We start from the raw sequence: 12,109 nt of genomic DNA, 5'->3' as shown, positions 1-12,109 counted from the left end.
ACACGAGCCTAGGAATCCGACGGCGGGGTGGCCACCACACCGTGCTCGAGACCGGACAGGATCTCGGCCAGCCGGTCGTCCGGCGGCGTCGACACCGCCGGGTCGCGGGGAAACCGGAGCTCGAGAAATGCCTTGGGCCGCGACAGCACGTACTCGCGCGCCAGATTCCTGATCCGCGTGCGCGGCCGCACGTCGTTCGCAGCGCGAACCCCGGCGATGTCGATCCCCACCCGCCTGCACAACGCCACCGCGCGCGGCAGGTGGAACGACTGGGTCGTGATCAGTGCCTGTCGCACTCCGTAGGTGGCGACGGCACGCCGGGCGGTGTCGTAGGTGTCGAGACCGTACGGATCGGCGACGATCCGCTCGCGGTTCACGCCCTGCTCGACGAGATACGAGATCATCGCCTCGATCTCGTCGCCCGAGTTTCCCGCCGCATCACCCGAGACGAGCACGGCCTGCACCCGTCCCCGCTCCATCAGCGAGACCGCGACGTCGAGGCGGCTGCGGAGCACCCGCATGGGACGTCCTCGGTGCACCCGCGCACCCGGCACGATCACCACCGGCGCCGCCGGCGCATCGTCCACCTCGTATACGAGGTCCTTCGCCTCGGCCGCCACACGCGCGGAGACGAGTGTCAGCGCGGACACCGCACCGACGGCCAGTGCGGAGACCGCACCGAGAGGAGACGACGACCTGACGGATTCGAGCATGCGTCCCAGATTACGGACGCCCCACGGCCACAATGGAGGGGTGGACCCCGTCGACGCCCTCCGTGAAGTCGCTTTCCGGCTCGAACGCGACCGTGCCGACACCTATCGCGTGCAGGCCTACCGCCGTGCGGCCGAGGTGCTCGCCGACGTGAGCGAACACAAGCGCGAGGTCTTGCGGAAGACCGACTCGTGGACCGACCTGCCGGGCGTCGGGAAGAAGACCGCGACGATCGTTCGCGAGTCGTTCGACGGAGTGCCCGCCTATCTCGCGCAGTTGCGTGAGGAGGCCGAGCCGATCGGGTGCGGCGCCCGCGACCTGCTCGGGTCGCTGCGCGGCGATCTGCACACCCATTCGAACTGGTCCGACGGTGGCAGCCCGATCGACGAGATGCACCGTGTCGCGTCGACGATGATCGGGCACGAGTACTTCGCCCTCACCGACCACTCCCCTCGGCTGAAGGTGGCGAACGGCCTGACCGCGGAGCGATTGCGTCAGCAGCTCGGCATCGTCGCGCAGATCAATGAGAAGAACGGCGGTGCAAGGATTCTCACCGGGATCGAGGTCGACATCCTCGACGACGGTTCGCTCGATCAGGACGAGGCGCTGCTCGCCGAACTCGATGTCGTCGTCGCGAGCGTGCACTCGAACCTGCGGGCCGACCGGTCGGTGATGACGAAACGCATGCTGCGTGCGGCAGCGAACCCCCACGTCGACGTCCTCGGGCACTGTACGGGGAGGCTCGTCGCCGGTGGCCGTGGGAGCCGGCCCGAATCGAAGTTCGACGCCGAGAAGGTCTTCGCCGCATGTCGCGACCACGACACCGCCGTCGAGATCAACTGCCGGCCCGAACGACGCGACCCGCCCTCGCGTCTCGTCGATCTGGCACTCGAGATCGGGTGCCTGTTCTCCATCGACACCGACGCGCACGCACCCGGGCAGCTCGACTGGCTCGGGTACGGTTGCGAACGTGCCGCCGAGCGGGGTGTCGAACCCGAACAGGTGATCAACACCTGGGGGGTCGACGACCTGCTGGCGTGGACCGACAGGTAGGGGATGCACGTGGAACACATCGACGTACTGATCGTCGGAGCCGGACTGTCCGGCATCGGTGCCGGTTACCGGCTGCAGACACGCTGCCCGGATCTCGAGTACGCGATCCTCGAGAGTCGAGAGGCGATCGGCGGTACGTGGGATCTGTTCCGGTACCCCGGAATCCGGTCGGACAGCGACATGTACACGCTCGGTTTCCCGTTCCGCCCGTGGCGGGGCGAGAAGTCCATCGCCGACGGTCCCGACATCCTGCAGTACATCCGCGACACCGCCGCCGAGTTCGGCATCGACAAACGGATCCGGTTCGGCCACAAGGTTATCGACGCATCCTGGTCCTCGGAGGACGCCCGCTGGACGGTCCGCGCCACGACCGGGAGCGGTACCGTCGAGATCTCCTGTACCTTCCTCTACATCTGCAGCGGCTACTACAGCTACGAGTCCGGTCATCTCCCCGACATCCCCGGTCTGCAGGATTTCGCCGGAACCATCGTGCACCCGCAGTTCTGGCCCGACGATCTCGACTACGAGGGCAGGAAGGTCGTGGTGATCGGCAGCGGCGCCACGGCTGTGACGCTCGTGCCCGCTCTCGCGGAGAAGGCCGAGCACGTGACGATGCTGCAGCGCTCCCCCACCTACGTGATGTCGCTGCCTGCGCGCGACCCGATCGCCGCGCGGATACGGCGTGCCCTGCCGGATCCGGTGGCCCACCGTGCGGTGCGGGCGAAGAACGTGGTGCTCAATCTCGGCTTCTACCAGTTCTGCCAGAGATTTCCCTCGGCGGCGAAGCGCGTGCTGCGCACGCTCGTCGCGCGTCGTCTGCGTGGCCGCGTCCCGGTCGATCCGCACTTCTCGCCGCGCTACGACCCGTGGGATCAGCGGCTGTGCGTGGTCCCCGATTCCGACCTGTTCCGCACCCTGCGCGCCGGGAAGGCCGAGATCGTCACCGACCGGATCGACACCGTCACCGAGAAGAGTGTGCGGCTGGAGTCCGGACGAGAACTCGAGGCCGAGATCCTGATTCCCGCAACCGGTCTGCGGTTGGTGCCGGCCGGGGGAATCGAATTCGTCGTCGACGGCGAGAAGATCGACCTCTCCACCCGGTTCATCTACCGGGGCATGATGCTCGACGGCGTTCCCAATGCCGCGATGTGCCTGGGCTACACCAATGCGTCGTGGACATTGCGTGCCGATCTCGCGTCCCTCTACGTGTGTCGGGTGCTGCGGCACATGCGCCGCAACGGCTACCGCTCGGCGGTTCCGAGATATTCGGGCGACGGACGCACCCGTCCGCTTCTCGGTCTCGACTCGGGCTACATCCACCGGGCGGAAGGTGCTCTCCCCAAGCAAGGTTCGCGCAGTCCGTGGCTCATGCGCCAGAACTATCTGCTCGACCTGCCCACCATGCGGTTCGGGCGCATCGACGAGTCGATGGTGTTCACACCCTGACCGTCAGCGCCGGCGCGCCGCCAGATGGACGTCGGGGAAGCGATGGCCGGCGTCGGGACGGCCGACCGTCCGCCACACCTCGTCGAAACCGGCATCGGACAATGCCGCGGCGAGACGATCCGGGTGCCACCGCCATGCCGGCGCCACCGCGTGATCGAACTCGACCACCTCGCCGGGGGTGTCGGTGGTCTGGCCCGCGATGAGCACCACGCCCCCGGACGGGATCCTTTCCGCCCACCCGTCGAGGATCCCGAGGATCTCGGACGGCGCAACGTGGATGAGGCTGTACCGCGCGATGATCGCGCTCGGAACCACTCCGCGCAGCTCGCCGGATCCGAGTCGTGCATCGTCCCGGACGAATCGCAGGGCGGGATGAGCACCCCGCGCGATGCGCAGCATCTCCGTGCTGGGATCGAGGCCGACCACGTCGAGTCCGCGTTCGGCGAGGTCCGCGGCCACGTATCCGGGTCCGCACCCCACGTCCAGCACGACGCCCTGCACCGGGCTGTGCCGCACCATCTCGGCGAAGGCGGCGACCGTGTGGCGTTCGAGCGGCGTCAGGTAAGGATCGGGGAACAGTTCGACGTACAGATCCGCGAGAGCGTCGTATCCGGGCTGGGTCACTCCGGCATGGTACGACGGGCCGCGATGAGTTCGACCCCGTTCACAGGTCCTACCGACGACGAATCGGTTACCGCGGGAGGGATCCATGATCATCGTCGCAGGACATCTCACCGTCGACGCCGAGCGGCGCGAGTCCTACCTGGCGACCTGTGAGGCCGTCGTCGAGGCCGCGCGCAGAGCACCGGGCTGCCTCGACTTCGCCGTCACCGCGGACCTGCTCGAACCCGACCGCGTCTGCATCTACGAACGGTGGAAGTCGCAGGCACACCTCGACACCTTCCGCGGCAGCGGGCCCGGCGACGATCAGGCCCGCTGGATCCGGTCGATGGCGGTGGCCGAATACCGCGTCCCGGATGTGCAACCGTCGAACGAGTAGTTCTCGTCGCAGATCCTGCGGGAGATCGACAGGATCTGCGCACGCGGTCAGCGTTGCTCGAGCTTCTCGTCGGGATACCGGGCGAACCGCCCGGCGTCGCGGTCGTGCACGGGACCGTCGCTGTCCCAGGGCCATCCACCGAATCCGGTGCGACGGTAGTCCTCGAACGCCTGGCGGATGCCGGCCTCGTCGTCGAGCACGAACGGGCCGTACGAGACGACGGGTTCGCCGATCGGTCGGCCCTGCAGCATCAGGATCTGCGTGCCCTCGTCGCCGCCGGTGAGGTGTACCGGCACCGACGCGTCGACAACGATCCCGTGTCCGGACTCGATCGTCCGGTCGCCGATCCGCACCGGGGAGCCGCTGTACACGTACAGGACCCGCTGCGTCCGGTCGCCGCGTGCGGCCGGCAGCTCCCGGCACGCGCCGGACGACAGGTCGATGTTCCAGATCGCCACGTCGGTGTCGGGTCGGGACGCCCACGAATTCGGCGGGGGCGGAGGCGGAGTGGAGCCGTCGAGTTCACCGGCCAGGACCCGGACGGAGACCGTGCGTCCGTCCTCGTCTGCGACCGTCACCGTGGGAGTGTCCTCGTTCCACAGCATCGAGAAGTGCGGGTCGGCGGTCTTCGATTCGGCCGGCAGGTTCAACCAGATCTGGAACAACTCGAGCGGGTTTCCCGAATCCTTGTTCAGCAGAGGGAACATCTCGCTGTGCACGATGCCGTTGCCGGCGGTGAGCCACTGCGTGTCGCCCTCACCGAAACGCGCCGCCGCACCCACCGAATCGGAGTGGTCGACGAAACCCGAGCGGACGAAGGTCACCGTCTCGAAGCCGCGGTGCGGATGTCCGGGGAAGCCGGGGACGGTGGTGCCGTGGTACATGCTCCAGCCCGCCGGATTGCCGAAGTCCTGGCCGAGCGGGCGGCCGTCGAGCGATGCGTCGGGTCCGAGATCGTCGTTGCCCGCCGGATAGGCGTCGAGGTGGTGCACGGCGAACAGGAACGGATCGAGCGTCTGCCAGGGCGAACCCAACCGGAACACCTGGAGTACCGGAGTGGAGGCTGCTGAGGTCATGACCGGTGCAACTCTGTACCCGTGCTCTTTGTTCCGGGGGGTGTGGTGGCCTCACTGTCGTCGAGTACCCGCGACCCGGCGGCGAACTTCACCACCTGGTCACCCAGGCGTATCTGTGCGGGTACGGCCCCGCCGAGCAGGTCGCGGGCAAGGGCCGGGGACTCGCCGAGCGGCAGGTCGCTGCCGGCGATGACGACGTTGCCGTAGCGACGTCCCTTGAGCATCGCGGGGTCGGCGATGATCACCGTGTGCTCGAAGACCTCGCCGATCGTCGCGGCCTCACGTTTCGCGACGGCCAGATCGCGGAAGTCGCCGCAGTTGACGACGTAGACACCGCCGGGTGCGAGCACCCGCCGGGCGTGCTGCGTGAACTGGACGGTCGTGAGCGCGACGGGAGTGCGGTTGTAGGCGAAGACATCGCGCACGATCACATCACGGCTCGCATCGGAGAGCGAGGTGAGTACCTGGCGGGCCTCCCCCACCCGGATGCGCAGCAGCGGTGCGCGCGGCAGGTCGAACCAGTGGCGGACGAGTTCGGCGAGGCGGCCGTCTATCTCGACGACGACCTGCCGCGCGTCGGGGTGGACCGCGGCGAAGTAGCGCGCCATCGTGCACGCGCCTCCGCCCAGATGCAGCACGCGCAGTCTCGAGTCGCGGTCGAACCTGCTCTCGACGAGCATCGCGATCCACCGCATGTACTCGAACTCGAGCAGCGCGGGGTCGCTCAGGTCGATGTGCGAGCTGGGCACCCCGTTGATCTCGAGCACCCATCCGTCGGCGAGATAGCGGTCCTTGACGAGCTCGCACGTGCCCGTGTCGATGTCGTACAACCCCTCGACCGGGCCGCCCGGGGCACCCGTCTTCTCCTTGCGCGGCGACGATGCGGCGCGGCCACCTCGTTGCCTGCTCATAGGACGAGCCTAGTACCACCCGCCCGGTGTCCGAGCAGAGGTGGAGCTCCTCCTTGTGCATCATCGAGGTCGCAACGACGCTGATGACGGGCGTGAGGGCGAGATCACCGCAGGCGAGCCACCGACCGCGGGTCGCGCCGAATGTGTCGACGCTGTTACAGCTACGGCCCTCGTCGTGCGAATCCGTCCGCACGACCGAGAATGGGGCCATGCCGGACCGAGGATTCACATCCACGCAGCTCGCCGCCCGCGCGGCGTACTTGCTGCGTGGCAACGACCTGGGCACCATGACGAGTGCCGCTCCCAAGCTCTATCCACACATGTGGAGCTGGGATGCGGCGTTCGTCGCCGTGGGCCTCGCGCCGCTGAGTGTCGAACGAGCAGTGGTCGAACTCGACACCTTGCTGTCGGCGCAGTGGAAGAACGGGATGATCCCGCACATCGTCTTCGCCAACGGCGTCGACGGCTACTTCCCCGGCCCGTCGCGCTGGGCGGTCTCCGAGCTGGCCGCGCACGCACCGGGTCAGGTGCAGACCTCGGGCATCACCCAGCCTCCCGTGCACGCCGTCGCCGTGCAGCGCATCCTCGAACATTCGAGGCGGCACGGTCGCTCGACGCGTGCTGTCGCCGAGGAGTTCCTGGACCGCCGGTGGGCGGATCTGGTGCGCTGGCACCGCTGGCTCGCCCACGCGCGCGATCTCGACGGCAACGGCCGGATCGCGCTGTACCACGGATGGGAGTCGGGCATGGACAACTCGCCACGCTGGGATGCGGCGTACGCCAACGTCGTCGCAGGTCCGGTACCACCCTTCCACCGTGAGGATCTCGAGCACGTCGCCGACGCCACCCAGCGACCCAGCGATCGTGAATACACGCGTTATCTGTGGTTGCTCGAGGAGATGAAGACGGCGCGCTACGAAGACGGCGTGCTCGCGAAGGCCATGAGCTTCGCGGTGGAGGACGTCTTCGTCAGTGCGGTGTTCTCGTTGTCGTGTGAGGTGCTCGCGACCATCGGCGAAGAGCACGCCCGTCCCAACGCCGATGTGCGCGAGTTGTATTCATGGTCGGACCGATTCCGGAAGGGGGTGATCGCCACGACCGACTCCCGGACGGGAGCGGCGAAGGACTTCGATCTGCGCAGCGGGAAGTGGGTCGCCACCGACACTCTCGCGATGTTCGCCCCGCTGCTGTGCGGTGGGCTCGACCGGCAGGCCGAACGGGCACTGTTGCGCACCTTCGAAGGACCGAAGTTCTGCGGGCATCCGGATCTGCGCTACGCGGTACCGCCGTCCACCTCCCCCGTCTCGGGCGACTTCCGGCCGCGCGAGTACTGGCGCGGACCGGTGTGGCCCGTGATGACCTGGCTGTTCTCGTGGGCCTTTGCTCGTCGAGGTTGGGCCGAACGCGCGAACGTGCTTCGCGCGGAAGGACTCCGGCAGGCGAGCGACGGCACCTTCGCCGAGTACTACGAACCGTTCACCGGCGACCCGCTCGGCAGTATGCAGCAGTCGTGGACCGCCGCAGCGGTATTGGACTGGCTGGGTTAGGCCGCTCCGCGGCCCGTGCGTGGTTTCGGCAACCGCGACCACCGAAACCACGCACGAGGGGCATCAGACTCCGATCCGGCCGCCGTCCGACTTCCACGCCGCGACCACGGAAGGACGCGGCTGGGAGTCGCCTCCGTCGGGCCAGTGCGAAGCCGGCGACGCCCACGACGCGTCGTCGGTCTCCCCGGGATGCTGGACGCACACCACGACACGGCCGTCCTGCACGATCGGACCGCACGTCTCCGCGCCGATCGGCACGGTGAGGAACTGCTTCGTCTCCCCGCGGCGCGGTCCGTCGAGGACGACGCTGAACAACCCGTCGTTGGAGCCGAGTGCGTTGCCGTCCGTGGAGATCCACAGGTTGCCGTACGAATCGAAGGCCAGGTTGTCCGGGCACGAGATCGGGCTGACCTGCGACTTGTCGAAACCGCCGAAGTAGGTGTCGGCCTCGTTCGGATCGCCGCACACGAGCAGCAGGGTCCAGGTGAAGGACGTACCCGCGTGGTCGTCGTCGATCTCGAGAACCTGACCGTTCTTGTTGTTCTCGCGCGGATTCGCCTCGTCCGCCGGCGCCGCTCCGTCGACACCGCGCTTGGTGTTGTTGGTGAGCGCGACGTAGACCTTGCCGGTGACCGGGTTCGGTTCGAAGTCCTCGGGACGATCCATCTTCGTCGCGCCCACCTTGTCGCCCGCGAGTCGCGTGAACACCGCGACCTCCTCGGCGCTCATGCCGTCGACCAGTGACTCGGCGCTGCCGTCCTCGTTCGTGCGCAGCAACGCGATCCACTCGCCCTTACCGCGGAACTCGCCGCCGCTCGGCAGAGTTCCGGATCCGTCGATCGCGTCCGGATGGTCGCCGCTGAGCTTCGCGACGTACAGTGTTCCCGCGTCGAGTAGGGTCATGTTGTGCCGCATGGCAGCCCGGGATCTTCCGGGTTGGATCCTCCGCGACGACACGAACTTGTACATGTAGTCGAAGCGTTCGTCGTCGCCGCTGTAGGAGACGACGGTGCCGTCACCGGTGACGTGAACGGTGGCCGCTTCGTGCTTGAACCGTCCGAGGGCGGTGTGCTTGACGGGTACCGAGTTCGCATCCCACGGGTCGATCTCGACGATCCATCCGAACCGGTTGACCTCGTTGGGTTCTGCTGCGATGTCGAAGCGGGGGTCGAAACGTTCCCACTTCCGTTCGGTCTCCGTGCCCTCGAGTCCGTACCGGGCGAGACGTTCGGCGGCGACCGGGTCCGTCACGCTCTCGGCGTTGGCGAAGTACTGATCGAAATTCTCCTCGCCGGACAGCACGGTGCCCCAGGGAGTGAGACCACCGGCGCAGTTGTTGAACGTCCCGGCGACCCGCGTGCCGGTCGGGTCGGCGGAGGTCTTCAGCAGGTCGCTGCCCGCGGCCGGTCCCGTGAGGAGAAATGTTGTGGTCCCGGTGATTCGACGGTTGTACTCACCGAATTCCGGTGTCAGACGACCGGTCCCTGGCTCACCCTTCACTTGGACCACCGACAGTCCGTGACCCGCGATGCCGATGCGTACCTGTTCCTCGGTGGGGGAATCCGCGTCGTAGTCGGCGAACATGAAAGGCTCGGTGGTGTATTCGTGATTGACGACGAGCAGATGGGTGTCGGGCCTGCCGTCCACCGGCAGCAGACCGGCGAAGTCGTTGTTGAACCCGAACTGCTTCTCCTGAGCGGCGGCCGTCTGACTGCCGATGTCGAAGGCCGGAGCGTCGGGCAACACCGGGTCGCCCCAGCGGATGACGACCTCCTGCTCGTAACCGTCCGGAACCGTCACCGCGTCATCGGTGTTCGGGGCCACGGCGGTGAAGTTCGTGCCGTCCGGCACCGGACCGAGATCATCCGCGCCCGCTGCGTCGCTGCCGGCAGCCGCGGCGGAATCGTCCGCGCAGGCCGTCAGTACACCACCGGCACCGACGGCGAGCACCGCCATGGCACCACCCCGCAGTACCCCGCGACGCGAGACGGCGGCTCGAACGATGTCGCCGAAGTACTCACCGCGCGAGGTGTTGGGAACTGCGTGCGAACAGGCGTCCCCGCACTTGTACTTGCAGGTGATGTTCGAGCGCGACGATATGCCGTCGTGCGTGACGAACAGGGGCAGGATCCTACGGGCCACGACTATCTCCTCGGAATCGGTTCGACGCGGGAACCGTAGGAGCATCAGGCGAGTCGGACGGAACGAGAAGGTGAACACCCGATGAGCATTCGGCTGCCGTGAGACGGCAATCACAGAAGGGGAGCGAACTCAGCCCGGGGCGATGCGGTCCAGGTCCATGATCGGCCGTACGCCGGGACGTTCGCCGTCGAAGAACTCGTCCGGTGGTTGCTCGTCCTCGTCCTGCATCTCGCCGGGTCTCGCGTCGACGAACGGCACCACCCGGTCGGCGATCGCGTCGTTGTACGAGTCGGGTGCCCGGATGGGATCGGCGTGCCCGGTGCGGTCGAGTTTCGACACCAGAAGGGTGCCGTCGATACCACCCGACTGGTCGACGAGAATCCGGTGACTGTACTCGACGTCCACGACAGTGTCGGCCGATGCATTCCGTGGTCGGAGGAACACCACGGCGGGCCGGATCTTGTCGCCGCGCTCGTCGGCCAGTGCCTTCAGGTTGTCCACCGCGCCGGACGCGACGATCGCCCGGAACTGCGACTCGATCAACCCGTTGCTCGCCGCGTCCGTCGAGAAGATCTTGTCGTGCAGCACCTCGGTCGCGGCCTTCCTCAATTCCTCGGTGTCGATCCGGCGGTACCGCCGCTCGGAAGGAACGACGAAGCGATCCTTCCGGGCGACGATCTCGACGAGCATCCGCATGCTGCGGCTCTCCCGCGCACCCGGCAACCAGCCGATCCAGCGCAGCAGATCCTCACCGGCATCGCGTGCGCCGGCCCGGACGGCGTGCAGGTCCAGCGGCGTGCAGTCCAGGATCACACCGGTCACCTCCAGCGAGGTGTCCTGGTACAGATGCTGGGCGACCTCGAGCGCGATGATCCCGCCCATGCTGTGCCCCGTGAGCACGATCTTCTCTATGCCGGTCCACGCCGCACGCTCCTGGATCAGGCGGCTGACGACGGCGGTGTCGAGACCACTGTTGTCGTACTCGACCGCCCACACCTGTCCGAGTTCGCTCAGTGCGGGCAGCGCCGTGGCGGTGTCGGTCGCGTCGAGGTTGCCGAGACCCACGAGATCGACCACGGCCGTGTCGCGATCCTCCCGTGCCGCCGCGTCGTATATCGGATGCAGCTGAGGTCGGGTGAGGGCGAGCCGCTCACGGACCGGCGCGACGTCCCACGCCCAGTACTGGGTGAACAGGGCGACGAGTGGGAGCGCCGCGACGGCCGTGCGTGCGAGAGCTCGCCGGAGCCGGCCGAACCGGACCCAGTGATGTCCGGTGCGAGTGTCGCGGAGACGGCGCCGCCGGCGACTGTCGTCCCAGTCGTCGGCGGTGCAGGGCGGAAGCCATGGTGCGTTCGACATGCACCACCGATGCTACCGACGCACGGTGCTCGGCTCAGGGCCCGTCGGTACGGGCCGGGATCAGCTGAGCCCTGTCAGCGGCGGTGCGGAGTTCTCGTCGCGCCATGCGATCGCTTCCCGCAATTCGTCGAGGTCGTAGTCGGGACCGCCGACACCCACGGTGAACTGGGTGATACCGAGATCGACATAGGACGGTGCGGCCTCGGCGCCGGGCCACGAGGTGGACCGTTCGATCTCCTCGGGACGACGACCGGCGTCGGCGCAGCGCTGCGCGAGGATCTCGGACTTCTCGGCGTGCGTCTCCATCTCGCCGAAGCTGTGCCAGATGTCGGCGTACTTCGCGACCATCGGCAGTGTCTTCTTCGGGCCGCCGCCACCGATCAGGATGGGAATGTGCCGGGTGGGCTGTGGGTTCAGCTTGCCGAGGCGGTTCACGATGCGGGGCATGTACTCGGCGAGCAGGTCGAGGCGGGAACCCTTGGTGCCGAATTCGTAGCCGTACTCGTCGTAGTCCTTCTCGAACCAGCCCGAGCCGATGCCGAGGATGAGACGGCCGCCGCTGATGTGGTCGACGGTGCGGGCCATGTCGGCGAGCAGGTCGGGGTTGCGGTAGCCGCCTCCGGTGACCAGGGCGCCGATCTCCACGCGTTCGGTCTGCTCGGCCCAGGCGCCGAGCATCGTCCAACATTCGAAGTGGGCGCCGTCGGGGTCGCCGTAGAGCGGGTAGAAGTGGTCCCAGTTGAACACGATGTCGACGCCGGCGTCCTCGGCGCGGAGCACGGTGTCGCGGATGACGCCGTAGTCGGGTTGCTGCTGGGGCTGAAGTTGGAGTCCGATGCGAATGGGGCGCGTCATGGAGTCCAC

11 protein-coding genes are annotated in these 12,109 nt (G+C 67.6%); 4 read left to right on the top strand and 7 right to left on the bottom strand.

The annotated features are described in order from the left end of the window. Positions 1-8: 8 nt before the first annotated feature. Positions 9-713: a SanA/YdcF family protein gene (locus PV766_RS14010; RefSeq protein WP_129975106.1), complete on the bottom strand. Its 705-nt coding sequence runs from the start codon at positions 711-713 to the stop codon at positions 9-11. Positions 714-753: 40 nt separating this feature from the next. On the opposite strand from PV766_RS14010, the gene PV766_RS14005 reads away from it, so the two are divergent. Both PV766_RS14005 and PV766_RS14000 read left to right on the top strand, forming a co-directional pair. After that, entirely contained in the window at positions 754-1,764 is a 1,011-nt protein-coding gene (locus PV766_RS14005) for a PHP domain-containing protein (RefSeq protein ID WP_064062304.1), read from the top strand. Between the two features lie 3 nt (positions 1,765-1,767). Continuing rightward, positions 1,768-3,210, top strand: a complete 1,443-nt coding sequence (locus tag PV766_RS14000; protein ID WP_129975108.1) for a flavin-containing monooxygenase — start codon at positions 1,768-1,770, stop codon at positions 3,208-3,210. A gap of 3 nt (positions 3,211-3,213) precedes the next feature. Here the strand turns inward: PV766_RS14000 and PV766_RS13995 are convergent, their stop codons facing one another. Further along, on the bottom strand, positions 3,214-3,834 hold the full coding sequence (locus PV766_RS13995) for a class I SAM-dependent methyltransferase (RefSeq protein WP_064062306.1): 621 nt from the start codon (positions 3,832-3,834) through the stop codon (positions 3,214-3,216). Positions 3,835-3,919: 85 nt separating this feature from the next. Between PV766_RS13995 and PV766_RS13990 the strand changes: the two genes are divergently transcribed. Further along, positions 3,920-4,210 (top strand): putative quinol monooxygenase, encoded by a 291-nt coding sequence (locus tag PV766_RS13990; RefSeq protein ID WP_421097245.1) that lies wholly within the window; start codon positions 3,920-3,922, stop codon positions 4,208-4,210. A gap of 47 nt (positions 4,211-4,257) precedes the next feature. On the opposite strand, the gene PV766_RS13985 is transcribed toward PV766_RS13990, so the two are convergent. Together PV766_RS13985 and PV766_RS13980 are read right to left on the bottom strand one after the other, a co-directional pair. Continuing rightward, on the bottom strand, positions 4,258-5,286 hold the full coding sequence (locus PV766_RS13985; RefSeq protein ID WP_421097244.1) for a pirin family protein: 1,029 nt from the start codon (positions 5,284-5,286) through the stop codon (positions 4,258-4,260). Continuing rightward, complete coding sequence (locus PV766_RS13980) at positions 5,283-6,197, bottom strand: spermidine synthase (RefSeq protein ID WP_115311515.1); 915 nt, start codon at positions 6,195-6,197, stop codon at positions 5,283-5,285. Before PV766_RS13980 ends, PV766_RS13985 begins: the two co-directional genes overlap by 4 nt. A 209-nt stretch (positions 6,198-6,406) precedes the next feature. Here PV766_RS13980 and ggh point away from each other — a divergent pair, with 209 nt between their 5' ends. Then, a complete protein-coding gene (gene ggh / locus PV766_RS13975) occupies positions 6,407-7,744 on the top strand; it encodes a glucosylglycerate hydrolase (protein WP_064062310.1) in 1,338 nt (445 codons plus the stop codon). A 63-nt stretch (positions 7,745-7,807) separates the two neighbouring features. On the opposite strand, the gene PV766_RS13970 is transcribed toward ggh, so the two are convergent. From PV766_RS13970 to PV766_RS13960, 3 genes are all read right to left on the bottom strand, one after another. Then, a complete protein-coding gene (locus PV766_RS13970) occupies positions 7,808-9,931 on the bottom strand; it encodes a PhoX family protein (protein ID WP_421097243.1) in 2,124 nt (707 codons plus the stop codon). An 84-nt stretch (positions 9,932-10,015) separates the two neighbouring features. Next, positions 10,016-11,245 (bottom strand): alpha/beta fold hydrolase, encoded by a 1,230-nt coding sequence (locus PV766_RS13965; protein ID WP_421097242.1) that lies wholly within the window; start codon positions 11,243-11,245, stop codon positions 10,016-10,018. 60 nt (positions 11,246-11,305) lie between these two features. Continuing rightward, complete coding sequence (locus tag PV766_RS13960) at positions 11,306-12,100, bottom strand: LLM class F420-dependent oxidoreductase (protein WP_064062510.1); 795 nt, start codon at positions 12,098-12,100, stop codon at positions 11,306-11,308. Positions 12,101-12,109 lie beyond the last annotated feature (9 nt).

Origin of the sequence: Rhodococcus sp. As11 (assembly GCF_048957735.1) — a bacterium.
Classification (GTDB): Bacteria; Actinomycetota; Actinomycetes; order Mycobacteriales; family Mycobacteriaceae; genus Rhodococcus; species Rhodococcus gordoniae.
Note: the sequence above shows the minus strand (reverse complement) of the source record. Positions and strands in the feature narration are given on the sequence as shown.

Coding starts and splice junctions, on each gene's coding strand:
- PV766_RS14000 (WP_129975108.1), top strand. CDS start 1,768: ATGCACGTGGAACACATCGACGTACTGATCGTCGGAGCCGGACTGTCC.
- PV766_RS13990 (WP_421097245.1), top strand. CDS start 3,920: ATGATCATCGTCGCAGGACATCTCACCGTCGACGCCGAGCGGCGCGAG.
- PV766_RS14010 (WP_129975106.1), bottom strand. CDS start 713: ATGCTCGAATCCGTCAGGTCGTCGTCTCCTCTCGGTGCGGTCTCCGCA.
- PV766_RS13985 (WP_421097244.1), bottom strand. CDS start 5,286: ATGACCTCAGCAGCCTCCACTCCGGTACTCCAGGTGTTCCGGTTGGGT.
- PV766_RS13980 (WP_115311515.1), bottom strand. CDS start 6,197: ATGAGCAGGCAACGAGGTGGCCGCGCCGCATCGTCGCCGCGCAAGGAG.
- PV766_RS13965 (WP_421097242.1), bottom strand. CDS start 11,245: ATGTCGAACGCACCATGGCTTCCGCCCTGCACCGCCGACGACTGGGAC.
- PV766_RS13960 (WP_064062510.1), bottom strand. CDS start 12,100: ATGACGCGCCCCATTCGCATCGGACTCCAACTTCAGCCCCAGCAGCAA.
- PV766_RS13970 (WP_421097243.1), bottom strand. CDS start 9,931: ATGCTCCTACGGTTCCCGCGTCGAACCGATTCCGAGGAGATAGTCGTG.
- ggh (WP_064062310.1), top strand. CDS start 6,407: ATGCCGGACCGAGGATTCACATCCACGCAGCTCGCCGCCCGCGCGGCG.